Below are 26,364 nucleotides of genomic sequence, written 5' to 3' on the forward strand. Positions count from 1 at the left end.
TAGCATGACCCCATTCCTTGAATGTGAGGCCCAGCATGACGTTCAAAGCACTGCTCACCCGCAAGACGAACAACCAGGTTTCGACCGAGCTGGTCGATTTTGATGAAGCCGATCTGATGGACGGCGACGTTCTGGTGGACGTCGAGTACTCCACGCTGAACTACAAGGATGCGCTCGCCCTGACCGGCAAGAGTCCGGTCATCCGGACGTTCCCGCTCATTCCCGGCATCGATCTGGCAGGTGTGGTGCTGGAATCCAGTAGAGCCGACTTCCAGCCAGGCGACCGCGTTGTGCTCAATGGCTGGGACCTGAGCATGGGACATCACGGCGGGCTGGCCCAGCGCGCGCGCGTGCGGGGCGAATGGCTCAACCGGATTCCGGGCAACTTCAGCACCCGCGACGCCATGGCCATCGGTACCGCAGGCTATACCGCCATGCTGTGCGTACTGGCCCTCGAACATGCGGGGCTGACGCCCGAAAAGGGCGATGTGCTGGTGACCGGCGCCAACGGTGGCGTCGGTTCGATCGCGGTGGCGATCCTCTCAAAGCTGGGCTATCGCGTGGTGGCCGCCACCGGGCGCCCTGAACACGCCGAGTATCTGCACAGCCTGGGTGCCGCCGAGATCATCGACCGCGCGCGGCTTTCAGAACCGCGCGAGCGGCCGGTGAGCGCCGAACGCTGGGCCGGGGTGGTGGATGTGGCCGGTGGCCCTACCCTCGTCAACGCCATTGCCGAGACGAAATACCGAGGCGCCGTGGCCGCCTGCGGGCTGGCGCAGAGTGATGAGCTGCATGGCTCGGTGCTGCCCTTCATTCTCCGCAACGTGACGCTTGCCGGTGTGGATTCGGTGAATGCGCCGCAGGACATCCGACAGCGCGCGTGGGACCGGCTTGCCACCGACCTGGATCCGCAGAAGCTCGAAAGTACCGTGCAGTTGATCGGGCTTGCCGAGGTGCTGGACGTCTACGACCAGATCATCCCGGGCAAGGTGCGTGGGCGGATTGTCGTGGATGTGAATGCGTGAGGAGATAGTCTGGATCAACTGCATCTGATGCAGCTTCCATGCTGCGGCGAATGGTGAACATGCAGTGAAACGACGCGGGCGGTGGTGTCCCCAAGCCACTGCCGCTCGCATACGCTCGGGTTCCCATCGCTGCCTGGACACCCGACATGCCAATGACCGCGTTCGCACTTGCCGCTGCGCTTTCGGGCCTGCCCGACATCACCTGGGAGCGCGAGCGCGCCGAGGATGCGCACCAGCTCATGCTGTGCCAGATCCATCGCGATGCGCTGAAGCAGAACGAGGGCAAGGACGATGCCTATCCACGTGCCAAAGCGGTCTGCGACCTGCTGGCACGCGAGTACAAGGACAAGTGGGATTTCAATGCGCAGGATGCCCTGGCCGCTTCGGCGGTGGATCTGGACGAGCTGATCCGACGCGGTGATGTGGTGGAAGTACCGCCGACGAAGCAGGAGCGCGCCTACGAGTGATGGCGTGCCCGCGGGCAAGGCCGCACGCATCTTCAAGGGCCCTTATCATGTGGGCCTGGGGGCGCTGTACGCCCCACTGAGGCTTGCGGGGCAGTATCTGGATGTCTATGGAATGGCGCCCTTCGGGCTGGGGCCGACGCTTGACCCGTTCGCCCCATTGGTCGCTGCGGCTTGATGGCGAGTACGTTGAACTCAGTGTCTCCGGCCAGCAGTACCGGCTGCGCGTGGATGATGATCAGCAGGTGCAGGTCCATCGAGGGGTCTTCTGGTCACGGGTCGAACTGCAGACCGGCGATGCTGCCGGGCTGTGCGTGGACGGGCTCCCCAACGGACCAGCGTCCCGGCTTGCGGGGGCCCTGCAGCACCTGCTCTTTGCGCGAACCACGCGTGGACGCAAGGCCCTGTTCGACACGATTCTGGAGCAGATCCAGTCCTGGTTGAGCGACGCGGATGCCCTCATCGATCGTGGCGGTGCCGGCCGCCGCTGGATCACCCATGAGCAGCAGCAGGCGCTGCTGGCGAAGCGCTCAGACCTGCCCCTGCAGCCGCCTGAGCTGGAGCAGCTGTTCCGCGATGAAGACGTGCATGAAGATCTGCATGCGGACAGCCATCGCGCAGCGCTGGACGCCCTGCGCGACTGGAACCTGGATTGGCCCGCTGCCTGGGCCGAAGCCAATGAGGCCATGACCCTGCGCGAGCTGGTGTTGGCCAGGGGCTTCCTGGGCCGTGTCGAGAGCAAGCCGCTGACCGAGGAACAGGCCCGCGCCGTCATCTGCTTCGACAATCGGGTGCAGGTCGTGGCCGCGGCCGGCTCCGGCAAGACCTCCACGATGGTCGCCAAGGCCGCTTATGCCATTGACCGCGGCTTTGTCGAGCCCGAACGCATCGTGATGCTCGCCTTCAACAAGGATGCGGCCAAGGAACTGGAGGAGCGTGCGCAGCGAACCTTCGATCGACTCGGCATGGGCAACACCGTGGTTGAGGCCCGGACCTTCCACGCCCTGGGCCTGGCCATCATCGCCAGCGCCACCGGCCGCAAGCCCGACATCCCCGAATGGGCCATTGACGCCACGCTGGGCTTCAACAAGCTGGCCGAACTGGTGGACGACCTGAAGGATCGCTCGATCCACTTCCGCACCCAATGGGACATGTTCCGCCTGGTGTTCGGGCGCGACCTGCCGGCATTCGGCGCGGAAATGGAGGCCGATGGCTACGACCGCGATGGCACGCCCTACATCCGCACCCTGCAGGGTGAGCGGGTGAAGAGCCTGGAAGAATGCGTGATCGCCGACTGGCTGTTCTACAACGGCGTGACGTACGACTACGAGCGACGCTACGAGTTCGATACTGCGACAGACACCCACTGCCAGTATCGCCCCAACTTCTATTACCCGCACGCCGGGCTGTATCACGAGCACTTCTCGCTGGATGCGGATGGCCAGGCGCCAGAGCAGCTTCCCGACTACGCCGAAGGTATGCATTGGAAGCGTCAACAGCATGCGGCACGAGGCACCGCCCTTGTTGAAACCACCTCGTTTGGTCTGCGCAGTGGATACGCCCTGCGGGATATGGCGGAGAGGCTTGGCGAGTCCGGTGTCGTACTCGACCCCAACCCCGACCGCGAGCTGCCCGAGCAGGGCGCAAAGCCCATGCCGGACGCGGACCTGATCGGCTTGATGCGCACCTTCATTGCCCATGCCAAGAGCAACTGCCTGACGCTGGACGATATGGCCGAGCGCCTGCGACAGATGCCCGAAGACCAGTTCAAGGAACGGCATCGGCGCTTCCTGGAAATCGCCAGCCCTGTTTTCCAAGCCTGGGACAACGCACTGGCTGACGAGCACGGCATCGATTTCGAAGACATGCTCAACATGGCGGCCGGACTGCTGGAACAGGGCCGCTATGAATCGCCCTACGAACTGGTGATGGCCGACGAATTCCAGGATGCCTCGCGCGCCCGCGCCCGGCTCTGCCGTGCCCTGGTCAGCCGCCCCGGCCGCTATCTGTTTGCGGTGGGCGATGACTGGCAATCGATCAATCGTTTCGCCGGTGCCGACGTTTCGGTGATGACCGGATTCCGCGAGTGGATGGGCCATGGCCAGGTGCTGAAACTGGAGCAGACATTCCGCTGCCCGCAGGCGCTCTGCGATGCGTCCAGCCGCTTCATCAGCCGGAATCCAGCGCAGATTGCCAAGGCGGTTCGTTCTGCCGCACCGGCAATGGGGCCAGTGCTGCAAGCGTTCCAGATGAATCGTCGCGAGGAGCTGCAGGATGGCGTTCGCCAGTACCTTGCGAAGCTGCATCAGCAGTTGCTGTCCGGGGCGGTGCCGCAAGGGCGCAAGGGACGCGTGACGGTCTTCATCCTGGGCCGCTACCGCGCGGACCGCAGCGCGATGCCTTCGGATTGGAAGACAGTCTTCGGCAGCACGATGGACGTGGAGTTCCTCACGGCCCACCGGTCAAAGGGACGCGAGGCGGACTATGTGATCCTGCCAGGCATGGTCAACCGCAGCTTCCCGAGCCTGCGCGCCGATGACCCGGTCCTTTCCCTGGCAATGCCGGAGGGTGATACCTACCCGCTGAGCGAAGAGCGGCGGTTGTTCTATGTGGCGCTGACGCGTGCGCGACGCTCGGTGGCCATGTTCACCCTACAGGGGAAGCGTTCGCCGTTCCTGGACGAGCTGGTGAAGGACGGCGCAGTGGAAGTGACCGCGATTTCAGGCGCGGCCATCCACGAAGAGCGCTGTCCGGTGTGCAAGGTCGGCGTGTTCGTGGACCGCAATGGGCCGCATGGGGCGTTCCGGTCGTGCTCCAGTTACCCGTTGTGCCAAAACAAGCCGAAGGTTGGGCGTTAGGAATGGGCCCGTGGAATCTCTTGCAACCCGCTGTGCGGGCGTTCAAGTGGACCTTGTCCGAAATGCAAAACGCCCCTTCCGGGGCGTTCGCGTTATGGCGGAGAGAGTGGGATTCGAACCCACGGAAGGTTTAACCCTTCGCCGGTTTTCAAGACCGGTGCCTTAAACCGCTCGGCCATCTCTCCGCATCGGCCCAGCCTGCTGGCCGGGCACGCATTCTCGCACGGCCGGGCGATTTGCCCAAGACCCCTACGCCACGTCCATCTGCAACTAATCCGATAGCCTTCCCACGCCCCGGCTGGCTAGAGTGACCAATTCCCTCTAGTTCCACCCGCATGGACAACTCCAGCCTCCTGAACATACGCCCGGGCATGCCTTCAGGCGCCTTGGCCCAACTTCTGGGCGCCCGATGGAAGGAGCCGGATGAACAAGGTCATCTGACTTGCCTGAGCAAGGACGTCTTCGTTCGACTGGATAGCGATCGAGTCATTGGATACGTCATTTTCGCCTGTTCAATGCCCAAGACGGTGCTGGTCGAGGGCCTGCGTACGGGCATGGCCATCGGCGACGCTCTCGCCAACACTCCTCGTCTCGCTGTACTGCCGGAAGAGCCAGAGGACGCATGCGAGGGATGGGCGACCTACGGCTTCATCACGGATGACGGATTGCAGGTGGCCGCGAACGTGAACACGCGGGACAACACGGTAAAGAGCATTCGTCTAGAGAACCCGAACGCCACCTACTGTGAGCCTGCATCGCCCATATTCGATCCGACGTTGACCAAGGCCTTTGACATAGCGCTTGGCCCCCAGCGCGTGCTCCCCAAAGCAGGCCGGGGCAGCGAATGGGCCGGAGGCTGGACGCTGGGCCTTCCTCCAGGCATCACCGCTGAACAATGGCCTTTGAGTTCCAGCAACGGGCACCCGCTGCGGCACGCCTTTACGCTGCACCTGCCCTCGGAGTACCGAACCAAGGGAAATGAGCTGGTTGCTCTCTCCCTGTTCGTCGACGATCAGCAGGAGGAGCTCTGCACCGTCGAGGAAATCGCGAAGTACTTCGCCTCTCCCCTTTCCACAACCCCGCCAGAGGGTAGCGACCTGCTTCCCTTCTGGCAGCATCGCCAGGCCAAGCATGCGCACAGCCACAGCATGGAAGACATCCTTGGAACGCAATTCTGCGCCATCTGGCTTACCCAGCAGGAGTTTGATGGCGAGCTGAGCCTGCCGCCCAAGCTGAATTCAGCCCTGCTGGATGCCCCTCCGAGCTGGATCGGGCAGGACTACGCGAGCTATTTCTACGAGCGATGGCTGTACACCAGGAACGGAAATGCCGTCATCCCGGGCGCAGGAATCGGAGGCGTCTCCAGCGAGGCCGTTGCATTGCCGGTCAGCACAGGCATCCGCGCTGACGATCCCAACGTTGGGAGGTCACCGCGGGAGCGGGAAAGCGAATGCGCCATCAGTGGATACATCGAAGCATTCAGCGAGCGCGGTGAGGAACTGAACCTGAGTCGCTGGGATTCCATTGCTCACCTCGGCGGAACGATGCAGCCCCAGCAGGGCTACCCTGAGTTCGGCCCCTACTACCTCGAATTCGAGGAGGGTTTTGGCGGCTTCAATTTCGGTGGCGGCAACGCACAGTTGGATCTGCAGCAGATGAAGATCGACTGGGCGTGCGGATGACACCGTCGCATTGAAGCAAAAAGCCCCGGAACGTCGCCGGGGCTTTTCTTCACGGAAGCGGTGCAGCAGCCCTCAGCCCGCGTCCACCGCCAACGCGCCCAGCGCACTGGCCTTGATCCGCTCCTTGGCCTTTTCACAGGCGCCACCGCAATCCAGGCGCGAGGCCTCCAGTTGCGGCGGCAGATGTTCGGCCAGGAAGTCGATGAACACGCGCACCCCCGGCAGCAGGCCGCGGCGCGAGGCGAACACGGCATGGCACACGCCCTGCGGCAGCGACCAGTCCGGCAGCACCACTTCCAGCTCGCCGTTGCGCACGGCGTCGGCGCACACGGTTTCCGGCAGCATGGTGATGCCGAAACCGTCCTTCACCATGCTCTGCAGCAGCGGGAAGTCGAAGCCGGCCACGCGCGGCTGCAGGTCGACCCGGCGCACTTCGCCTTCCGGCCCGTGCAGCTCCCAGCGTTGGCGGGCTTCGTCTTCGCTGATGCTGAGGGTGACGTGCTGGGTCAATTCTTCCGGATCCTTCGGCCGGCCGGCGCGGTCCAGGTACTTCGGGCTGGCCACCAGCAGTTCCTGCACCTGGCCGAAGCTGCGCATCACCAGGCTGCCGTCATCGTCCAGGCGCGAACGCACGCGCAGGGCCACGTCGTAGCCTTCGTTGATGATGTCCACGCGGCGGTTGCTGATGTTCAGCTGCAGGCGCACCTTCGGGTACTGCTCAAGGAACTTGGGCAGCAGCTTGGGCAGCTGCATCTGCGCCAGCGACACCGGCACGCTGGCGCGGACCACGCCGCGCGGTTCCGCGCTGAGCCGGTCCACCACTTCGCGCGCGGCCTGGGCCTCGGCCAGCATCGTCTGCGCATGGCGGTGCACGCTGGTGCCGACGTCGGTGACCGCGAAACGGCGCGTGGAGCGCTGCAGCAGGCGCACGCCCAGGTCGGTTTCCAGCTGGCTGATGCGGCGGCTCAGTCGCGACTTAGGGATACCCAAGGCGCGCTCGGCGGCGGCGAATCCGCCGTGGTCGACCACCATCGCGAAGTAGTACAGATCATTCAGGTCATGCATGCCCGAGTTCCATATCTAGAACAATACGTGGCATTCAATCACCTTTATCCCGCCTTTGCAACAACCTATCGTTCTCTCCGTCGGCGGGGCCACCCCGCCCCTTCCCTCCAGAACATAGGTGACTGCCATGAAGCTTCTGCATCTCGACGCCAGCGTGCTTGGCGACAATTCCGTCTCGCGCCAGCTGTCGGCCGCCGTGGTCGCCCGCTTCACGGGCCAGATCGATGGCCTGCAGGTCGATTATCGCGATCTTGACGCCAATCCGGTACCGCATCTGCGCAGCAGCTCGCTGGCCAGGACCGATGCCGCCGAGGCGACCGATGCTGAACAGGTGATGCAGCAGTTCCTGGAGGCCGACATCGTGGTGATCGGCGCGCCGATGTACAACTTCAGCATTCCTTCCACGCTGAAGGCCTGGATCGACCGCGTGGCCGTGGCCGGCCGCACCTTCAAGTACACCGAGAACGGCCCGGTGGGCCTGGCCGGTGGCAAGCGGGTGATCATCGCCAGCAGCCGCGGCGGCATCTACACCGACTCGCCGGCCGACTTCCAGGAGCCGTTCCTGCGCCAGGTGTTCGCCTTCATGGGCATCAACGAGGTCGAGTTCGTGCGCGCCGAGGGCATCGCCTACTCGCCGCAGCACCGTGAAGACGCCATTGCCGGTGCACTGGCAGCCCTGCCGTCGCACGAAGTGGTCGAAGCCGTCGCTGCATAGAAGCCGTCGCTGCATAAGCGTTCCAGCGTTCGGCGCCGCTCTCTCCTCGTCGAGGCGCTGAACGCGGGCCGTGGATCCCCTCCCCCATCCCGGCCCACCCTGGCGGCCCCGCTTTGCGGGGCCGTTTTTTTGCGTCAGTAGATCCACGCCATTCGTGGATTCGGTGCCATGCAAGCATGGCACCCACCCGAGCCGCAGCAGTGCCATGCAAGCATGGCACCCGCCCGATCAGGGAATCAGGCGATGGTTTCCAGTCCGCCCATGTACGGCCGCAGGGCTTCCGGCACGGTGATGCTGCCGTCGGCGTTCTGGTAGTTCTCCATCACCGCGATCATCGCGCGGCCGACGGCCACGCCCGAGCCGTTCAGGGTATGCGCCAGTTCCGGCTTGCCGGTGGCCGGGTTGCGCCAGCGCGCCTGCATGCGGCGGGCCTGGAAATCACCACAGTTCGAGCACGAGGAGATCTCGCGGTAGGTCTCCTGCGACGGCAGCCAGACTTCCAGGTCGTAGGTCTTCACCGCAGAGAAGCCCATGTCGCCGGTGCACAGCAGCACCTTGCGGTACGGCAGGCCCAGCTTTTCCAGCACCACTTCGGCGCAGCGGGTCATGCGCTGGTGTTCGGCATCGCTGTCTTCCGGGCGGCTGATCGAGACCAGCTCGACCTTCTCGAACTGGTGCTGGCGGATCATGCCGCGCACGTCGCGACCACCGCTGCCGGCCTCGGCACGGAAGCACATCGAGTGGGCGGTCATGCGCAACGGCAGGCGTTCGGCGTCGACGATCTCGTCGCGCACGATGTTGGTCAGCGGCACTTCCGAGGTCGGGATCAGGTAGCGCGTGGAATCGCCCACGGCCGTCTTGAACAGGTCGTCCTCGAACTTCGGCAGCTGGCTGGTGCCGCGCAGCGAATCGGCGTTGACCAGCAGCGGCACGTTGGTTTCCTCATAGCCGTGCTCGCCGGTGTGCAGGTCGACCATGAACTGGGCCAGCGCACGGTGCAGGCGCGCGATCGGGCCGCGCAGCACGGTGAAGCGCGAGCCGGACAGCTTGGCCGCGGTCTCGCCGTCCAGCCAGCCGTTGCGGGCGCCCAGTTCGACGTGGTCGAGCACCTTGAAATCGAACTGGCGCGGGGTTCCCCAGCGCGACTGCTCGACGTTGTCGTTCTCGTCGGCACCGGCCGGCACGTCATCGGCCGGCAGGTTCGGGATGCCCATCGAGATCGCTTCGATCTTCTCGCGCAGCTCGTCCAGCGCCACTTCCGAGGCCTTCAGCTCGTCGGCGAAGGCTGCGACCTCGGCCATGATGGCCGAGACGTCCTCGCCCTTGGCCTTGGCCTGGCCGATGGCCTTGGAACGGCTGTTGCGCAGGCTCTGCAACTCCTGGGTCCGCACCTGGATGCGCTTGCGATCAGCCTCCAGGGACTCCAGGGCAGACACGTCGAGCTCGAAGCCGCGGCTGGTGCGCAGGCGTTCGGCGAGGTCGGCGGGCTGGTGGCGGAGCAGGGCTGGATCAAGCATGGCAGGTGTCGTGGTGGGTATCAGGGATGGGATTATCGCTTGTTATACGGATTTCTGCCGCCCGGTTCATTCCCGCCGTGGCAGAATCGAGCCATTCCGTACTGGTCCGGTCCATGTCTGCACCCCGCTCGTCGTCCGCCAAGTCGTTCACTGTGCATATCCCGCGCAACGCCCTGAAGATCGCCGGCATCGCCTTCGGCGTGGGCGTACTGCTGTTCGTGCTGGTCTGGCTGACCGGTCGCGACAAGGAGTTCTTCCGCGCCGATCCGACTGCCCAGACCCCGCAGGAAACCGCCCAGATCGAGCCCCTGCCGGAACCACTGGCCGCTGCCGCCGGTTCCAGCGACATGCCCGATGCCAAGCCGGCACCGGTGGAGGAAGAAGCGCCGAAGCTGGTGGAAACGGCCCCGCCGCCGCCCGCGCCCGTGGCTGAAGCGGCCCCGGCTGCACCGGGCCCTGCGCCGGCGGCCACCGGCAACAGCCAGCCGATGCCGATTGCCGGCCAGTCGCCGCCGCCGTCCTATCCCGCCGCCGCCCTGCGCGCCGGTGAAACCGGTACGGTGGTGGTACGCGTGGACGTGGACGCCACCGGCTATCCGAACAACGCCACGGTGATCCAGCGCAGCGGTTCACGCGAGCTCGACCGTGCCGCCACCGACGCTGTGCGCCGCTGGCGCTTCACTCCGGCGCAGAGCAACGGCCAGGCCGTACCCGGCAGCATTGAAGTGCCGTTCGACTTCAAGACGCAGTAACTGAACACTTCCCGGCAGGCAAACTGAACCCTGCCGGTGGCGTTGACGCAACGCTGACACTTCCCGTCCGTGGCTCGGGCAACACTGCCCACGTCGTCCATTGACGGAAGGAGTTTGCGATGACCGCCACCACACACGAAGACCTTCATTCGCCGCAGCTGCCGCAGGATTCAAGCGCGCAGCACAAGCCCACGTCGCCCTGGATGTGGATCGCGCTGATCGTGGCGATGTTTGCCGGCGCCCTGCTCTGGCTGCGTCATTCGAACCAGGAAGACGTGGCACCGGCGCCGGTCGGTGAGCGCATGCTGCCGGCCCCTGAGCAGCCCGCGGTGACGGATGCAGCGGCCCCTGCCGCGCGCCAGGCAACCCCGGCTACTGCTTCGCGGAAGGCCGCGCCGGTAGTGCGCAATCGTGAAGCCCGCCCGCTGGCTAGCAACCGCATGCCCACCTACCCCGCCGCCGCGCTGCGTAGCGGCGTGCAGGGCAGCGTGATCGCCAGCCTGAATGTCGATACCCGCGGCAATGTCGCCAGCGCTGCGATCGTCTCGCGCAGCGGCGAGCGCAGTCGCGATCTGGACCGCGCGGTGCTGAGCACTGTGCAGAACTGGAAGTTCCAGCCGGCGATGCACGAAGGCCGTGCCGTCGCCAGCGTGGTGCGGGTCCCGGTGGATTTCCGTACCGAGCAGCGTTGATCGCGGACGAGGGGTTCGTGATGTTTAGACGGAGGCTTCGGCCTCCGTCCTTTTATGCGGGAAAGCGTGCCAACCAAGGTTGGCACCTACCGGGAGATGTGTGCGTGCCAACCAAGGTTGGCACCTACCGGGAGATGTGAGCGTGCAACCAAGGTTGGCACCTACCGGGCATTGCGATCCGCCGGGCATGACCCGGCGGATGCAGTGACGATCAGACCAGGTTGAATCCGGCGCTGCGGGCCAGGCCGTCGAAGTCCGGGAAGGACGTGGCGACATTGGCGATGTCGTTGATGCGCACCTCGCCGTCACTGATCTGGCCGGCAATGGCGAACGCCATGGCGATGCGGTGGTCGCCGTGGCTTTCGATGGTGCCGCTGCCCAGGCGCACGCCACCATGCAGGGTGGCACCGTCTTCAGTTTCGTCCACCTGCATGCCCAGCGCGCGCAGGCCGGTCGCCATCGCTGCGAGACGATCGGATTCCTTCACCCGCAGCTCGGCTGCACCGCTCACCACGGTCTGGCCTTCTGCAGCAGCTGCCGCCACGAACAGCGCGGGGAACTCGTCGATCATGTCCGGCACCAGCGCTTCCGGAATGCGTGCACCCTTCAGCGGGGCATAGCGCACCACCAGGTCCGCCACCGGTTCACCGCCCTGCTCGGCCGGGTTCTCTTCGGTGATGTCGGCACCCATCAGGCGCAGCGCGTGCAGCAGGCCGGTGCGGCGCGGGTTCAGGCCAACCTGCTTCAGGCGCAGCTCGGAGCCCGGAATGATGCTGGCAGCCACCAGATAGAACGCCGCAGACGAGAAGTCGGCCGGCACCACGATATCCGTGGCACGAAGGCGTTGGCCGCCGCGCAGGCGCGCACTGCCCGGCGAGAATTCGATGTCCACGCCGAACGCGGACAGCATGCGTTCGGTGTAGTCGCGGGTCGGGTGCGGCTCGACAACGCTGGTTTCACCCTGTGCGTACAGGCCTGCCAGCAACACCGCCGACTTGATCTGCGCGCTGGCCACCGGCGAGGCGAAGTCGATGCCATGCAGCGTCTGGCCGCCATGCACGTGCAGCGGCGGCGTGCCGTCATCCTGGGTGTCGATCTTCGCGCCCATCTGCGACAGCGGGCCGGTGACGCGGCGCATAGGTCGACCCGACAGCGACTCGTCGCCGATCAGCGTGCAGTCGAACGCCTGGCCCGCCAGCAGGCCGGCCAGCAGGCGCATGCCGGTACCGGCGTTGCCGCAGTCCAGCGGCGCATCCGGCGCCTTCAGGCCGTCGATGCCGACGCCGTGCACGATGCGCTGCGACGCGCTGGGGGTTTCGATGCGCACGCCCAGCTGGCTGAAGATGCGCGCGGTAGCGCGGGTATCTTCGCCTTCCAGGAAACCTTCGATATGCGAGGTGCCATCGGCCAGCGCGGCGAACATCACCGAGCGGTGCGAGACCGACTTGTCGCCGGGAATGGTCAGGCTGCCCTGCAGCGGCTGGCCCTTGCGGGCGATCCAGTGTTGCGCGTTGCTCATCGTTCGATCATTCCGTAAACGCCGGCAGCGCCGGCGATGCATCAGGGAGCGGCGGCCAGGGCCGCCGCAGCAGCACTCAGGGCACGGCCACCGGATAGGAGCCCAGCACCTTGATCTGCGCCGAGTGCGCTTCCAGTTCGGCCAGGGCAGCCTGCATCGGCGCGTCGTCGATGTGGCCGGCCAGGTCGATGAAGAAGCCGTATTCCCACTTGCCGTGGTGCGACGGGCGCGACTCGATGCGGTTCATGCTGATGCCGTGGCGGGCGAACGGGCTGAGCACGTCGAACAGCGCACCGGGCTTGTCATGGATGAACACCAGCACCGAGGTGCGGTCGTGGCCGGAGGTCGGGAAGATGTTGCGGCCCACCACCAGGAAGCGGGTGGTGTTGTCGGCATCGTTCTGGATCGGCTTGGTGACCACCTTCTTCAGGCCGTACACGTGGCCGGCACTCTCGCCGCCGATGGCCGCCGCGTCGTCGGCGTTGCGCGCACGGCGCGCACCTTCGGCGTTGCTGGATACCGGAATCTTCTCGGCCTTCGGCAGGTTGGCGCGCAGCCACGCCGAGGTCTGCATGAACGACTGCGGGTGTGCGTAGATGCGCTCGATGTCCTCGATGCGGCCGCTGCGCGACATCAGGTACTGCTGCACGCGCAGTTCCACTTCGCCACAGATCTTCAGGTTGGAGGTCAGGAACATGTCCAGAGTGATCTGGATGGTGCCCTGCCCCGAATTCTCCACCGGCACCACGCCGAAATCGGCGTTGCCCGCTTCCACTTCCTGGAACACTTCCTCGATGCTGGCCATCGGCAGGCCCAGCGCGGAGCGGCCGAAGTGCTTGAGCACCGCCTGCTGGCTGAAGGTGCCTTCCGGGCCGAGGTAGCCGATCTTCAGCGGCTCCTGCTGGGCCAGGCAGGCCGACATGATCTCGCGGTAGACGTGCACCAGCAGCTCATCGCTGAGCGGGCCTTCGTTGCGATCCACCACCATCCGCAGCACCTGCGCTTCGCGCTCGGGGCGGTAGTAGTCGACGGCAGCGGCCAGCTTGCCCTTGGCCTTGCCGACCTGGTGGGCGAAACGTGCGCGCTCGGCGATCAGGCTCTGGATGTCGCGGTCGATCTGGTCGATCTTCGAGCGCACATCGGCCAGCGCCAGCGGCGCCAGGGTGGGCGCCGGGTTCGACGAAGCCTTGGACGTGCTCTTGCCCTTGGCCTTGGTGGAGGCGCTGCCCTTGGCCGGTTCGGCCTTCTTCGGCACCTTCTTGCTGGATTTGCTGCTTGCCATCGGAATTCCCTGTTGCGGGGCACGCACCCGACGGTGCGCGCCGTTCATTGCTCAGCCGTGACGCTGCTGGAAATCGGCCATGAAGGCGACCAGCGCCTCGGCCCCGGCCAGCGGCATGGCGTTGTACAGCGAAGCCCGGATGCCGCCGACCACCTTGTGGCCCTTCAGCGCCAGCAGGCCAGCGGCCCTGGCTTCGGCGACGAAGCGGGCGTCAAGCTCGGCATCGGGCAGGAAGAACGGAATGTTCATGCGCGAACGGGCCGCATGTGCGACTTCATTGCGGTAGAAGCCGCCGGAGCCGTCGATGGCACCGTACACCAGCGCGGCCTTGGCGGCGTTGCGCTTGGCGAATTCGGTCACGCCGCCCTCGGCCAGCATCCACTTGAACACCAAGCCGGCCAGATACCAGTTCCAGGTCGGCGGGGTGTTGAGCATCGAATCGCGGGCGACGTGCGAGCGGTAATCGAAGATGTCCGCGCGCGGCTGGCCACTGCGCTCGAGCAGGTCGCGGCGGATGATCATCACCGCGATGCCGACGGGCCCGAGGTTCTTCTGCGCGCCGGCGTAGATCACACCGTAGCGGCGCACGTCCAGCGGCTCGCTGGCGATGGACGAGCTGAAGTCAGCGATCAGCGGAACGTTGCCGGTGTCGGGCACATCACGGAACTCGACGCCGTGGATGGTCTCGTTGGCGGTGATGTGCACGTAGGCGGCATCGCGCGACAGCTGCCAGTCGGCACGCGCTGGCAGTTCGCGGTAGCCGTGGGCCTCGCTGCTGGCGGCGATGTTGACGTCGACGTAGACACCGGCCTGCTTGACCGCGGTCTTGCCCCAGTGGCCACTGACCACGTAATCGGCACGCTGGCCCGGGGCGGCGAAGTTGAGCGGGATCAGCGCCTGCTGGGTGGTGGCGCCACCGGACAGAAACAGCACCGCATAGTCGTCGGGGATGTCGAGCAGGCGACGCAGGTCGGCCTCGGCTTCGGCAGCCACGGACATGAATTCCGCGCCGCGATGGCTCATTTCCACGATCGAAGCGCCGGACCCGTGCCAGTCCAGCATTTCCGCCTGCGCCTGGCGCAGGACCGATTCCGGCAAGGTCGCAGGGCCGGCACTGAAGTTGAACGCGCGCGTCATGTCACACCTGTGGGGCAAGACCCCTAGTATGCCGCAGTGCACCAGCCTTGCGGCCTTGTGGCGCAAGGGAAATTTGGTTTCATTGGAATCCATTGGCGACGCGACCGGGTAGTGCCGGCCGCTGGCCGGCAACCTCATGGATTCGGGGCGGCGGTTGCCGGCCAGCGGCCGGCACTACCGTCACCGCGCGACCGTCACCGCGCGCCGAACCAGAGCAGCAGGCTGAGCATTGCCGCCAGCAACAAGGCGCTGGCCAGCAGCCACGGCCAGCGCCGGACCCTGCGCGGCGTCACCGGCAGCACCGGCGCCTGTTCCGCGTCTTCGCCGGACTCGTCCGCGGTCGGCAACGGCCGCCGACGTGGATCATGCGGCACTTCCAGCACGAAACGATGCTGGCCATCGAACACCACCTGGTCGCCGGCCTGCAGCCAGCAGTGGCGCACGGCTACGCCGTTGACCCGGGTGCCGTCGGCACTGCCGAGGTCGCGCAGCAGCACACGATCACCGTGCACTTCCACGCGGGCGTGCTGTTCGGCGAAGGCCGGATCGTCGATGGCGATGTCGGCGTCGCTGCCGCGGCCGATCAACCGTGCCCGCGACAGCGTATAGCTGCGGCCATGATGCAGGCCGCCGACACCGCGCAGCAGGCGCTGCTGCTCATCGGTGCCATCGTCGTTCTTCGGCGCGGGTGCCTGCAGCAGGCTCTCGACCTCGCCCTGCAGCACCATCTCCACGCCGTCCACATAGACCGCATCGCCTGCACGCAGCAGCGCCATGCGGCGCACCGGCCGACCATTCACGTGGATGCCACGGATACCGTTGCCGACCTGCAGCCACAGGCCGCGATCGTCCATGCAGAACTGCGCCAGCAGCAGGGCGCCGTGGCCGGCGTCGCCGAGCCGCACGCTGCCGTTGGCCTGGCGCACGATGCGTTGCACCCCGGGCCGCAGCGGCTGGTCGGGCTGTTGTTGTTGACTGAAGTGAACAAGCAGGTTCTGCACGCGGCGCAGCCTAGCAGGTTGGCCGCCAACGAAGAAGAACCTGCGATGAGTGCTTGGCGCGACGGCCCTCGATGCGCACAATGCTCGCCCTCATTGATCATCCCCGCCCGGCGCCAGGAGCCTGCATGTCCACCATCGATGTCCGTCACGCCCACGCCCTGCCCGACGCGCAGGCACGCGCCGCGATCGAACAGGTCGCCGCCAAGCTGTCCGAGCGCTTCGGCCTGAAGTCGTCCTGGACCGCCGACGTGCTCAACTTCTCTGGCAGCGGCGTGGACGGTGCGATCGAACTGCAGCCGGGCGCCGTGCGCGTCACCGCCAAGCTGGGCTTCCTGCTGTCGGCGATGAAGGGCATGGTCGAGGGCGAGATCCAGCGCGTGCTGAAGGAAAAGCTGGGCTGAATCCCGGCGACGGCCGTCACGGCCGTGCAACGCCATCGCGCGCTACTCTCGGGGCAGGCCCAACTCCCACGGGAAGTGCGATGAACCAGTACGAAAACGATGACCGCCGCAACGACGACGCCTCGTTCGGTGACCAGGCCGAGCGCTTCTCGCGCAAGCTGAGTGACTCGGCGCAGCAGGTCTGGCTGGCCGGCCTGGGCGCTCTTGGCCGTGCACAGGCCGAAGGCAGCCGCTTCTTCGACGGCCTGGTGAAGGAAGGCGAAGCCTGGGAGGCCCGCCGCCGTGAACGCCACGGCGAACAGGGCCCGGGCTGGCGCGACAACGTGGAATCGTCACTGGATGAGGCCCGCGAGAAGGCCTCTGGCACCTGGAACAAGGTCGAAAAGGCCTTCGATGACCAGGTGCAGGGCGTGCTCAAGCGCCTGCATGTCCCCACTGCGGACGAGGTGACCGCGCTGGAAGCCCGTATCGACGCCCTGCACGCGCGGCTGGCCAAGCTGGAAAACCGTGCGGCCTCAGGCACCGATGCACCCGCACCGGGCAGCCATCAGTCGCCAGGCAGCGTGCCCTGACCGGCCATTGTTGCAATGCAATAAATTTTGATTGACAATCGCGAGCAACCCGCCAATCGCTTCGGCTGCCGTTTGTTCCCTCCCCTCACGGCTTCAGGATTGGCGGGTTTTTCGTGCTCGCCGTATGCCGATCTGAGCGTTCCATCACGCTTCCTGTCAGGAACGTCCTGACCCAGCCGGATAGTGCGACCTTTACACTGTCGTCTTCCGCATTCGCCCCTTCCGCGCACCTCCTGCATGCTCCCTTGGATCCTGGCCCTGCTGTCGGCCCTGCTTACCTGTTCCCTGGCTGTTGTCTATCTGTGGTGGATCAAGCGGCGGCAGAAGGAGATGCAACTTGGCCTGCAAGCGCTGGCCGGCATGCACTGGCGCGAGTTCTCGGTACTGGTCAAGCGCATGCTGCGCGAACAGCGCGGCCTGCGTGAACTGAATGACCCGGCGGAGGAATCCCGCGAGCCGAGCAGCGACTTCCTGCTCAGCGACGGCCCCAACCAGTGGCTGGTGTCCTGCAAGCATGGCCTTGCCTACCGTATCGGCACCGCCGCAGTGAACGAGCTGGGGGCTGCTGCGCGCCTGGCCGGCGCCAAGGGCGGCGTGCTGCTGACCGAAGGCCGGATGGAACGCGACGGGCGCAGCGCTGCCGAGAAGCAGGCGGTAGAAGTACTGGACGGTCCGCGCCTGTGGCCGCTGCTCCAGCCCTACCTGCCGGCGGAAATCGAAACCCGTGTGCGTGCCAGCGCCCGCCATGAAGCCCTGCGCCGGATCGCCATTGCCGCGCTCGGCGCGGTCACGCTGGGCCTGCTGGTGGGATTGAGCCTGCAAGGCTTGCATGTGCAGGACACCGCGCCTGTTGCCGAGGTGGCGGACACCCCCGCGCCGGTTGCACCTGCGGTTGAAGCGGCGCCCGAACCGGCGCCGGCCCCCGCCACCACGCCGCCGGCCGCTGCGCCTGCACCGGCCGCGCCCTCAGCCGACGCGCGCAGCAACCCCAACCCGGATGCCGCCACGCTGGAGCGCTTCCAGGCCGATCTGTCCCGCGCCTTGGCCGGCAAGCCCGGTATCGCCAGCGGGGTCTGGCTGACCCGGCAGACGCTGGCGATCAACCGCACGGGCGAGCTGGACGCGGTCTGGCCGCAGGTCTGCGAGGAAGTGCTGCACTACCCCGCCCTGCGCAACGTGCGCATCCAGCTCAACGCCCGCCCCGGCGTGGATGAGCCGGTGCGCTGGCGGCAGTGCGCCACGTACTGATGGGGCCGCATCCACGCGTGGCGTGGATTTACTGAACCCCGATGCGCGACCCCTTGGTAGATCCACGCCACGCGTGGATGCCTTTGCAGAGTTGAGCCACACGCGAACAGCAGCCGAGCATCGGCTCGGCTCCACATGGCGCCAGCTCAGCCCAATGCCGCGAGATGGGCGATGTAACTGGAGCGCGATTCACCCGCCGCTCTGGCCTGCGCATCCAGCCTCGCCAGGATCCGGCGTGGCAGGCTGATATTGACCCGCTCGATGGTATCGTCCAGCAGAGCCGGATCAATGCAGATGTACGCAAGAATCCAACGGATGTCCTTGGATGCCTCGGCGGCGATCTTCTGTGGCGCGGAAGGTGTCGGAATCGAGCGCCCCTCATCCAGGGCCGCATCAATCCAGGCGAGTGCAGCTTCCTCGGCAGCGCTGAGCGCATCATCAAGCGTGTCGGCCGCCGAGAAGCACCCCGGCAGATCTGGAACGACCACACCCCACGCGGTGCGCTCATCGCCTGCCTCGATCAGGACTGGATATCGCATGGGCCCTCCTACGTCAGTCCTGCGAGCTTCCGCAACGCCTGCACCAGCCCTTCCCCAGATCCTTCCTTGGGTGAGGAACGGTGATGATGTGAGGGTGCTGCGGGTGCACGAATACATGATGGGATCCGCGGATCCGACGACAGATCCAACATGCCGCTTCCAGATCCCGGATGAGGTCCCTGCTCTTCATGCAGGGACGATACACATCGCACACACGCCCCGACAGAGTTCAAGGCGACAGTCGTTCCGGCCCAGTAGATCCACGCCATGCGTGGATGGAATCCCTATCGCGCGCCCGGCGCGAAGCGCGCCACCAGGTCCCAGGCATCCCCCAGGAACACCTGGCGCACGCGGGTGATCGGCTGTTCGCCACGCCAGGTCAGGCGTTCGATCACCAGGCAGGCGGTACCCGGCTTCACCTCCAGCAGCTTGGCGGTGGCGGTATCTGCCCCCCAGGCACTGATGCGGTGCTGGGCACGGGTCCACGACACGTTCTGCAGCAGCCAGCTGCCCGGTGCGGTAGTGCTGAAGTCGACCTCCAGTACCTCCGGCACCCCCACCGGGCTGATCAGGCGGTGCTCCAGCGCCAGCGGGCGACCATCGGCCAGATGCAGGCAGCGCATCGCCAGCAGGTTTTCCTGACCGGCCAGCTCGACTTCACCGGCATTGCCGGCATCGGCAAGGCGCAGGTCGCGCTGCAGCAGGCGATAGGCGTACTGGTGGCCGCGCGAGCCAACCTCCATCGCGATATCGGGGATCTCCAGCGCCACCTGCTCCAGGTGCGGGGGTTGCCGCGCCACGAACGAACCGGCACGGCGGCGACGCTCGATCATGCCGCTCTCGGCCAACGCGGTCAGCACCTTGTTCACCGTCATCCGCGAGCAGCCGTACTGCTCCATCAGCTCGTGTTCGTACGGAATCCGAAAGCCCGGCGCCCACTCTCCACTGAGGATGCGGCTTTCCAGATCGCTGCGGATACGCTGGTTGAGCGTGGCGGACTTGCTGACCTTCACGTAATGGGGTCTCGGTGGCGGGAGGCGATCAGCCCAGCACGCCACGCAGGGCGGCGGTAAAGGCGGTGGTGATCGCCTCGCGCTGCAGGTGGCGGCCCTCGGCCACGCATTGGCGGCCATGGCGCCAGACCGATCGCAGCGCGCCATTACGTGCGGCGAACACCCAGCTGTCAAGCCATGCGTCATCCTGTCGCGCCTGCAGCGCCGGGTGCCCGGCATCCAGTTCGACCAGGTCGGCACTGGCGCCGACCTGCAGGCCAGCGGGCACGCCCAGCGCCTGTGCACCACCGTGCAGTGCGCCTTCGAACAGGAAGCGGCCGGTACTGCGGGTGGCATCCGGGGCCAGCACGTTGCGACCGCGCAGGGTCAGGCGCTGGCCGTATTCGAGCAGGCGCAGTTCTTCGGCCGCATCAATCAGCACATTGGAATCGGAGCCGACACCGAAGCGCCCGCCCTCGCGCGCGAACGCCTGCATCGGGAACAGGCCGTCACCCAGGTTGGCTTCGGTGATCGGGCACAGGCCGGCCACGGCCTGGCTGGCCACGATGGCGACGCGCTCATCGTCGGTGATGTGGGTGGCGTGCACCAGGCACCAGCGCGCATCCACCGGTGCATGGTCGTACAGCCACTGCACCGGACGCTGGCCGCTCCAGGCCAGGCAGGCCTCGACTTCACGCACCTGCTCGGCGATATGGATGTGCACCGGGCCGTCGGTCAGCGGCAGCAACGCACTCAATTCCTCGCCGGTGACTGCACGCAGGCTGTGCGGCGCGATGCCGAGCACCGCATCCGGCAGCGCGGCCAGTGCCGGCTTGGCGGCGTCCAGCAACTGCGCGAAACCGTTCACGTCGTGGATCAGGCGCCGCTGCGCTGGATTCGGCGCCGCCCCGCCGAAATCGGCATGCGCATAGAACACCGGCAGCAGGGTCAGGCCGATGCCGGTCTGCTCGGCGGCGGCAGCAATCCGTGCACTCATCTCGGCGCGGTTGGCATAGGCGCGACCATCGGCGTCGTGGTGCAGGTAATGGAATTCGCCGACGCGGGTGAAGCCGCTTTCCAGCATTTCCATGTAGGCCTGGGCGGCGATGGCCTGCACCGCGTCCGGGCGCAGATGGGCCAGGAAGCGGTACATCAGCTCACGCCAGCTCCAGAAGCTGTCACCGTCGCCGCCGCCGATCTCGGTCAGCCCAGCCATGCCGCGCTGGAAGGCGTGGCTGTGCAGGTTGGGCAGGCCCGGCACCAGGATGTCGACGCGGGTGTCGCCGTGCTGGGCGCCCTGCCCCATGTGGATCGCCGTGATGCGGCCGTCCTGCACCTGCAGGCGGACATCGCGGGCCCAGCCGTCGGCCAGAAGGGCGTGGGCGGCATGGAAACAGAGCGGGGAACGCGAATCGGACATGGCTGGACAACCCGAAATGGACGCCTATATTGTATAGACATATAAGCACAGCCGCGTTGTGGATGCCATGCACGTCGATACCCTCTGGTCCAACGTCCACCTGATGACCCTCGATGGCGAGGGGCTGGGTGTCATCCGCGATGGCGTACTGGCCTGCGCTGGCGGCCGCATCGTCCATGTTGGCCCGGCCGGCAGCGACGCCCACCTGCAGCCGACCACCCGCATCGATGGCGAAGGCCGCTGGATCTCGCCCGGCCTGATCGACTGCCACACCCACCTGGTCTACGCCGGCAACCGCGCCAACGAATTCGAGCAGCGCCTGCAGGGCGTCAGCTATGCCGAGATCGCCCGTGCCGGCGGCGGCATCGTCTCCACCGTGCGCGCCACCCGTGCTGCCACCCCGGAACAGCTGGCCAGCGAAAGCCGGCCGCGCCTGCTGGCGATGCGTGCCGAAGGCGTGACCACGATCGAGATCAAGTCCGGCTACGGCCTGACCCTGCCCGACGAACGCAAGCAGCTGCAGGTAGCGCGTGCGCTGGGCGAGGAGTGCCGGGTCAACGTGGTGACCACATTCCTCGGCGCACACGCGATTCCGCCAGGCCGCGAGGCGCAGGAATACACCGACGAGGTGTGCAACGTGATGATTCCGGCCATCGCCGCCGAAGGCCTGGCCGAAGCGGTGGACGTATTCTGCGAGAACATCGCCTTCTCGCCGGCGCAGGCGCGGCAGGTCTTCGAAGCGGCGCGCGCCAACGGGCTGGCGGTGAAGATTCATGCCGAGCAGCTGAGCAACCAGCATGGCGCCGAACTGGCCGCCAGCTTCGGTGCCCTCTCGGCCGACCATATCGAACATCTGGACGATGCCGGCATCGCCGCGATGGCCGCCGCCGGCACCGTCGCCGTGCTGTTGCCCGGTGCCTTCTATTTCACCCGCGATACCACCCTGCCGCCGATCGCTGCGCTGCGTGCGGCCGGCGTGCCGCTGGCGCTGGCCACCGACAGCAATCCGGGCACTTCGCCGCTGACCAGCCCGCTGCTGGCGATGAACATGGGCGCCACCCTGTTCCGCCTGACCGTCGATGAGTGCATCGCCGGCTTCACCCGTGAAGCGGCGCGCGCGCTCGGACGCAGCGATCGCATCGGCCGCCTCGCCGTGGGCCTGGACTGCGACCTGGCGATCTGGGACATCGATGGCCCCGCCGACCTGGTCTATCGCATTGGATTCAACCCGCTGCACGCGCGCGTGGTGCGCGGACAGCCCGACCTGCCTGCCTCCTGGAGCAACACATGAGCAACACCCTGGTTCTTCGCCCCGGCCGTGTCACTCTCGCCCAGTGGCGGCAGGTCTATCGCGGTGCGCCGCTTGCACTGGACCCGGCCGCGCTGCCGGTGGTGCGCGCCAGTGCGGCGGCGGTGGCCGCCATCGTCGCCAAGGGCGCGCCGGTGTATGGCATCAATACCGGCTTCGGCAAGCTGGCCAGCGTGCGCATCGAGCGCGAAGATCTAGCCACCCTGCAGCGGAACATCGTGCTCTCGCATGCCGCTGGCGTGGGCGAGCCGATGCCGGCCAGCGTGGTGCGCCTGATGATGGCGCTGAAGCTGGTCAGCCTGGCGCAGGGGGCTTCGGGCATTCGCGAGGAAACCCTGCTACTGCTGGAAGCGATGCTGGTCAAGGGCGTGCTGCCGGTGGTGCCCGCACAGGGTTCGGTGGGTGCCTCGGGCGATCTGGCGCCGCTCTCGCACCTGGCCAGCGTGATGCTGGGCGTTGGCGAAGCCTTCATCGGTGACGAGCGCCTACCGGCAGCCGACGCACTGGCACGTGCCGGCCTGCAGCCGATCGAACTGGGCGCGAAGGAAGGCCTGGCGCTGCTCAACGGCACCCAGTTCTCCACCGCCTATGCGCTGGCGGGCCTGTTCGAGATCGAGACCGTGTTCCAGGCCGCACTGGTCACCGGCGCGCTGTCGGTGGAAGCTGCCAAGGGTTCCGACACGCCCTTCGACCCGCGCATACACGCGATCCGCGGCCAGCGCGGGCAGATCGCCACCGCCGCCACCCTGCGCGCGCTGATGCAGGGCTCGGACATCCGCGAGTCGCATCGCGACAACGACGTACGCGTGCAGGACCCGTACTGCCTGCGCTGCCAGCCGCAGGTGATGGGCGCGGCCCTGGACATCCTGCGCCAGGCCGCGACCACGCTGGAAATTGAAGCCAACGGCGTGTCCGACAATCCGCTGGTGTTCACCGACACCGGCGAAGCGCTGTCCGGTGGCAACTTCCACGCCGAGCCGGTGGCCTTCGCCGCCGACATGCTGGCGATGGCGGTGTGCGAGATCGGTTCGATCAGCGAGCGCCGCCTGGCGATGCTGGTGGACCCGGCCCTGTCCGGCCTGCCGGCGTTCCTGACCCCGCGCCCGGGCCTGAATTCCGGCTTCATGATTCCGCAGGTGACCGCCGCCGCGCTGGTCTCGGAAAACAAGCAGCGCGCCTACCCGGCCAGCGTTGATTCGATTCCGACCTCGGCCAACCAGGAAGACCATGTGTCGATGGCCGCGCATGGCGCGCGCCGGCTGATGCAGATGGCCGAGAACGCCGCCAACGTGATCGGCATCGAGCTGCTGGCCGCCGCGCAGGGCTGTGATTTCCATGCGCCGCTGCGCTCCAGCGCCGCGCTGGAAACGGTGCGCGCCACCCTGCGTGCGCAGGTGCCGACGCTGGAAGAAGACCGCTATTTCCACCCCGACATGGTGACCGCCACGAATCTTGTGCGCAGTGGCGCGCTGGCGCAGGGCCTGGGCGATCTGTTGCCGACTGTGGAACCGCAGGCATGACGACCCTTCCTGAATGGTTGACGGTGCACGAGGGCGATGCCCCCCTCATCGTCAGCTTCCCGCATACCGGCAGCGAGCTGCCGCACGACCTGATCGGCGACTACCACTCGCCGTGGCTGGCCCGCCGCGATGCCGACTGGTGGGTGCACGAGCTGTACGACTTCGTGCGCGGCATGGGCGCGACCACGGTGCGCTCGGCGATCTCGCGTTCGGTGATCGACCTCAACCGCGATCCCAGCGGCGTGTCGCTGTACCCGGGCCAGAACACCACCGGCCTGTGTCCGCTGACCACCTTCGACAACCAGCCGCTGTACCACGCCGGGCGCGAACCGGACGAAGCAGAAATCGCCCGTCGTCGCGACACGTATTTCCTGCCTTACCACGATGCGCTGGCTTCGCAGATCACGCGCCTGCGTGCACGCCACGGCACCGTGGTGGTGTACGACGCGCACTCGATCCGCTCGCATATCCCGCACCTGTTCGAGGGCGAACTGCCGCAGTTCAACCTGGGGACTGCCGGTCCGTCCGGCGCACCGGACACCTCCTGCGACAACGCCCTGAGCGACGTGGTGGAAAACCTGCTGAAGATCAGCGGCATGAGCCAGGTGCGCAACGGCCGCTTCAAGGGCGGCTGGATCACCCGCCACTACAGCAACATCGCCGGCGGCGTGCACAGCCTGCAGATGGAACTGGCCTGCCGCGGCTACATGCACGAACCCCTGCCGGACCAGGTGGACGAACACAGCTGGCCCACCCCGCTCGACCCCGACCACGCCGCACCACTGCGCCACACCCTGGCGCAGGTGCTCAACGCCTGCCTTGAATTCGCTACGAACCGGAGCGCCGCATGACCCGCAACGACCCGTCCCGCACCATCGCCGCGCCGACCGGCACCACGCTCAATGCCAAGAGCTGGCTGACCGAAGCACCGCTGCGCATGCTGATGAACAACCTGCACCCGGACGTGGCCGAGCGCCCGCAGGAACTGGTGGTGTATGGCGGCATCGGCCGCGCCGCACGCGACTGGGAAAGCTTCGACGCCATCGTCGAAACGCTCAAGCGCCTGGACGATGACCAGACCCTGCTGGTGCAATCGGGCAAGCCGGTGGGCGTGTTCCGCACCCACGCCGATGCACCGCGCGTGCTGATCGCCAATTCCAACCTGGTGCCGCGCTGGGCCAACTGGGACCACTTCAACGAGCTGGATAAGAAGGGCCTGGCCATGTACGGCCAGATGACCGCCGGCAGCTGGATCTACATCGGTGCGCAGGGCATCGTGCAGGGCACCTACGAGACCTTCGTGGAAATGGGGCGCCAGCATTTCGGCGGCGACCTGACCGGGAAGTGGCTGTTCACCGGTGGCCTCGGCGGCATGGGTGGTGCACAGCCGCTGGCTGCCGTGATGGCCGGTGCCTCCTGCCTGGCCGTCGAGTGCCGCAAGAGCAGCATCGACATGCGCCTGCGCACCGGCTACCTCGACACCTGGACCGACAATCTGGACGAAGCGCTGCGCCTGATCGATGAATCGTGCAAGGCCGGTACGCCGAAGTCGGTGGGCCTGCTCGGCAACGTTGCCGATGTGCTGGCCGAACTGCTCAAGCGCGGCGTGAAGCCGGACCTGCTGACCGACCAGACCTCCGCGCACGACCCGGTGAACGGCTACCTGCCGCAGGGCTGGACGGTCGAACAGTGGGATGAGAAGCGCGCTTCCGCCCCCAAGGAAGTGGAGAAGGCCGCGCGTGCATCGATGGCCAACCACATCCGCGCCATGCTCGGCTTCCATGCGCTGGGCGTACCGACCGTGGACTACGGCAACAACCTGCGGCAGATGGCGCTGGAAGAAGGCGTGGCCAATGCGTTCGATTTCCCGGGTTTCGTGCCGGCCTACATCCGCCCGTTGTTCTGCCGCGGCATCGGCCCGTTCCGTTGGGCGGCACTGAGTGGCGACCCGGAAGACATCGCCAAGACCGATGCCAAGGTGAAGGAACTGATTCCGGACAACCCGCACCTGCACCGCTGGCTGGACATGGCCGCCGAGAAGATTAAGTTCCAGGGCCTGCCGGCGCGCATCTGCTGGGTCGGCCTGGGTGATCGTGATCGACTTGGCCTGGCGTTCAACGAGATGGTCGCCAACGGCGAACTGAAGGCGCCGGTGGTGATCGGTCGCGACCACCTGGACAGTGGCAGCGTCGCCTCGCCGAACCGCGAAACCGAAGCGATGGCCGACGGCTCCGATGCGGTGTCCGACTGGCCGCTGCTGAACGCCCTGCTCAACACCGCCAGCGGCGCGACCTGGGTGTCGCTGCATCACGGTGGTGGCGTCGGCATGGGCTTCTCGCAGCACGCCGGCATGGTGATCGTCTGCGACGGCACCGAGGCAGCGGCCAAGCGGATTGGCCGCGTGCTGTGGAACGACCCGGCCACCGGCGTGATGCGCCATGCCGATGCGGGGTACGACATCGCGATCGACTGCGCGAAGGAAAAGGGGCTGGATCTGCCAGGGATTCTCGGCTGATCGCAGGGGTGCCGGCCAGCGGCCGGCACTACCGGAAACGTGTGGTAGTGCCGGCCGCTGGCCGGCTCTCCCTGATGCGGGAATCGGTGCCCTTGACCCGCTCTTCCGACGTGACCAACATGCGCCATCACCGCTGATG

General features: G+C 66.6%; 24 protein-coding genes and 1 tRNA gene. 14 read left to right on the top strand and 11 right to left on the bottom strand.

The annotated features are described in order from the left end of the window. Positions 1-35: 35 nt before the first annotated feature. From acuI to AC5P6S_RS04850, 3 genes are all read left to right on the top strand, one after another. Positions 36-1,025: an acrylyl-CoA reductase (NADPH) gene (gene acuI / locus AC5P6S_RS04840; RefSeq protein WP_495204494.1), complete on the top strand. Its 990-nt coding sequence runs from the start codon at positions 36-38 to the stop codon at positions 1,023-1,025. A 146-nt stretch (positions 1,026-1,171) separates the two neighbouring features. After that, the gene (locus AC5P6S_RS04845) at positions 1,172-1,492 is read left to right on the top strand and encodes a hypothetical protein (protein WP_043034634.1); all 321 of its coding nucleotides are present in this window, start codon (positions 1,172-1,174) and stop codon (positions 1,490-1,492) included. Between the two features lie 107 nt (positions 1,493-1,599). Further along, positions 1,600-4,347, top strand: coding sequence for a UvrD-helicase domain-containing protein (locus AC5P6S_RS04850; RefSeq protein ID WP_495204495.1), 2,748 nt, complete (start codon positions 1,600-1,602; stop codon positions 4,345-4,347). Between the two features lie 95 nt (positions 4,348-4,442). Here the strand turns inward: AC5P6S_RS04850 and AC5P6S_RS04855 are convergent. Then, positions 4,443-4,532: transfer RNA gene (locus AC5P6S_RS04855), tRNA-Ser, on the bottom strand. A 150-nt stretch (positions 4,533-4,682) separates the two neighbouring features. On the opposite strand from AC5P6S_RS04855, the gene AC5P6S_RS04860 reads away from it, so the two are divergent. Continuing rightward, positions 4,683-6,029, top strand: coding sequence for a DUF7256 domain-containing protein (locus AC5P6S_RS04860; RefSeq protein WP_099527314.1), 1,347 nt, complete (start codon positions 4,683-4,685; stop codon positions 6,027-6,029). Positions 6,030-6,101: 72 nt separating this feature from the next. Here AC5P6S_RS04860 and AC5P6S_RS04865 read toward each other — a convergent pair whose 3' ends face one another. Next, positions 6,102-7,094 (bottom strand): LysR family transcriptional regulator, encoded by a 993-nt coding sequence (locus AC5P6S_RS04865; RefSeq protein WP_495204496.1) that lies wholly within the window; start codon positions 7,092-7,094, stop codon positions 6,102-6,104. A 127-nt stretch (positions 7,095-7,221) separates the two neighbouring features. Here AC5P6S_RS04865 and AC5P6S_RS04870 point away from each other — a divergent pair, with 127 nt between their 5' ends. Next, complete coding sequence (locus AC5P6S_RS04870) at positions 7,222-7,809, top strand: FMN-dependent NADH-azoreductase (RefSeq protein WP_005413862.1); 588 nt, start codon at positions 7,222-7,224, stop codon at positions 7,807-7,809. Between the two features lie 236 nt (positions 7,810-8,045). Here AC5P6S_RS04870 and serS read toward each other — a convergent pair whose 3' ends face one another. After that, positions 8,046-9,326 carry a serine--tRNA ligase gene (serS, locus tag AC5P6S_RS04875; RefSeq protein ID WP_005410178.1) on the bottom strand — a complete coding sequence of 427 codons (1,281 nt, stop codon included), beginning with the start codon at positions 9,324-9,326 and terminating at the stop codon, positions 8,046-8,048. Positions 9,327-9,439: 113 nt separating this feature from the next. Here serS and AC5P6S_RS04880 point away from each other — a divergent pair, with 113 nt between their 5' ends. Both AC5P6S_RS04880 and AC5P6S_RS04885 read left to right on the top strand, forming a co-directional pair. Continuing rightward, positions 9,440-10,078: an energy transducer TonB gene (locus AC5P6S_RS04880; protein ID WP_495204497.1), complete on the top strand. Its 639-nt coding sequence runs from the start codon at positions 9,440-9,442 to the stop codon at positions 10,076-10,078. Positions 10,079-10,197: 119 nt separating this feature from the next. Continuing rightward, a complete protein-coding gene (locus AC5P6S_RS04885) occupies positions 10,198-10,770 on the top strand; it encodes an energy transducer TonB (RefSeq protein ID WP_495204498.1) in 573 nt (190 codons plus the stop codon). 211 nt (positions 10,771-10,981) lie between these two features. Here the strand turns inward: AC5P6S_RS04885 and aroA are convergent, their stop codons facing one another. The 4 genes from aroA to AC5P6S_RS04905 all read right to left on the bottom strand — a co-directional run bounded on the left by aroA (position 10,982) and on the right by AC5P6S_RS04905 (position 15,709). After that, complete coding sequence (gene aroA / locus AC5P6S_RS04890) at positions 10,982-12,289, bottom strand: 3-phosphoshikimate 1-carboxyvinyltransferase (RefSeq protein ID WP_495204499.1); 1,308 nt, start codon at positions 12,287-12,289, stop codon at positions 10,982-10,984. A 76-nt stretch (positions 12,290-12,365) separates the two neighbouring features. After that, positions 12,366-13,571, bottom strand: a complete 1,206-nt coding sequence (gene pheA / locus AC5P6S_RS04895; RefSeq protein WP_099527311.1) for a prephenate dehydratase — start codon at positions 13,569-13,571, stop codon at positions 12,366-12,368. A 51-nt stretch (positions 13,572-13,622) separates the two neighbouring features. After that, the gene (gene serC / locus AC5P6S_RS04900; protein ID WP_099527310.1) at positions 13,623-14,708 is read right to left on the bottom strand and encodes a 3-phosphoserine/phosphohydroxythreonine transaminase; all 1,086 of its coding nucleotides are present in this window, start codon (positions 14,706-14,708) and stop codon (positions 13,623-13,625) included. 194 nt (positions 14,709-14,902) lie between these two features. Continuing rightward, a complete protein-coding gene (locus tag AC5P6S_RS04905) occupies positions 14,903-15,709 on the bottom strand; it encodes an FHA domain-containing protein (protein WP_099527309.1) in 807 nt (268 codons plus the stop codon). 125 nt (positions 15,710-15,834) lie between these two features. Here AC5P6S_RS04905 and AC5P6S_RS04910 point away from each other — a divergent pair, with 125 nt between their 5' ends. The 3 genes from AC5P6S_RS04910 (at position 15,835) to AC5P6S_RS04920 (ending at position 17,930) form a co-directional block, all read left to right on the top strand. Further along, complete coding sequence (locus AC5P6S_RS04910) at positions 15,835-16,110, top strand: polyhydroxyalkanoic acid system family protein (protein WP_005417302.1); 276 nt, start codon at positions 15,835-15,837, stop codon at positions 16,108-16,110. Between the two features lie 80 nt (positions 16,111-16,190). Next, positions 16,191-16,682, top strand: a complete 492-nt coding sequence (locus tag AC5P6S_RS04915; protein ID WP_012480721.1) for a phasin family protein — start codon at positions 16,191-16,193, stop codon at positions 16,680-16,682. A 237-nt stretch (positions 16,683-16,919) separates the two neighbouring features. After that, positions 16,920-17,930 carry a restriction endonuclease gene (locus AC5P6S_RS04920; protein ID WP_012480722.1) on the top strand — a complete coding sequence of 337 codons (1,011 nt, stop codon included), beginning with the start codon at positions 16,920-16,922 and terminating at the stop codon, positions 17,928-17,930. A gap of 146 nt (positions 17,931-18,076) precedes the next feature. Here the strand turns inward: AC5P6S_RS04920 and AC5P6S_RS04925 are convergent, their stop codons facing one another. From AC5P6S_RS04925 to AC5P6S_RS04940, 4 genes are all read right to left on the bottom strand, one after another. Beyond that, a complete protein-coding gene (locus tag AC5P6S_RS04925; RefSeq protein ID WP_005410188.1) occupies positions 18,077-18,469 on the bottom strand; it encodes a type II toxin-antitoxin system HicB family antitoxin in 393 nt (130 codons plus the stop codon). A 13-nt stretch (positions 18,470-18,482) separates the two neighbouring features. Beyond that, positions 18,483-18,659, bottom strand: a complete 177-nt coding sequence (locus tag AC5P6S_RS04930; protein WP_076738546.1) for a type II toxin-antitoxin system HicA family toxin — start codon at positions 18,657-18,659, stop codon at positions 18,483-18,485. A 94-nt stretch (positions 18,660-18,753) separates the two neighbouring features. Then, positions 18,754-19,482, bottom strand: coding sequence for a histidine utilization transcriptional repressor HutC (gene hutC, locus AC5P6S_RS04935; protein WP_005413872.1), 729 nt, complete (start codon positions 19,480-19,482; stop codon positions 18,754-18,756). 28 nt (positions 19,483-19,510) lie between these two features. Then, a complete protein-coding gene (locus AC5P6S_RS04940) occupies positions 19,511-20,881 on the bottom strand; it encodes a formimidoylglutamate deiminase (RefSeq protein ID WP_005413873.1) in 1,371 nt (456 codons plus the stop codon). 67 nt (positions 20,882-20,948) lie between these two features. Here AC5P6S_RS04940 and hutI point away from each other — a divergent pair, with 67 nt between their 5' ends. The 4 genes from hutI to hutU are packed head-to-tail and all read left to right on the top strand — an operon-like array spanning position 20,949 to position 26,225. Continuing rightward, the gene (hutI, locus tag AC5P6S_RS04945; RefSeq protein ID WP_044571424.1) at positions 20,949-22,172 is read left to right on the top strand and encodes an imidazolonepropionase; all 1,224 of its coding nucleotides are present in this window, start codon (positions 20,949-20,951) and stop codon (positions 22,170-22,172) included. Continuing rightward, positions 22,169-23,710, top strand: coding sequence for a histidine ammonia-lyase (gene hutH / locus AC5P6S_RS04950; protein WP_012480726.1), 1,542 nt, complete (start codon positions 22,169-22,171; stop codon positions 23,708-23,710). Before hutI ends, hutH begins: the two co-directional genes overlap by 4 nt. Continuing rightward, the gene (gene hutG, locus AC5P6S_RS04955; protein ID WP_012480727.1) at positions 23,707-24,561 is read left to right on the top strand and encodes an N-formylglutamate deformylase; all 855 of its coding nucleotides are present in this window, start codon (positions 23,707-23,709) and stop codon (positions 24,559-24,561) included. Before hutH ends, hutG begins: the two co-directional genes overlap by 4 nt. Next, positions 24,558-26,225, top strand: a complete 1,668-nt coding sequence (gene hutU, locus AC5P6S_RS04960) for a urocanate hydratase (RefSeq protein ID WP_043034618.1) — start codon at positions 24,558-24,560, stop codon at positions 26,223-26,225. Before hutG ends, hutU begins: the two co-directional genes overlap by 4 nt. Positions 26,226-26,364: the final 139 nt, after the last annotated feature.

Source organism: Stenotrophomonas sp. YJH_SMC_119, assembly GCF_059368315.1.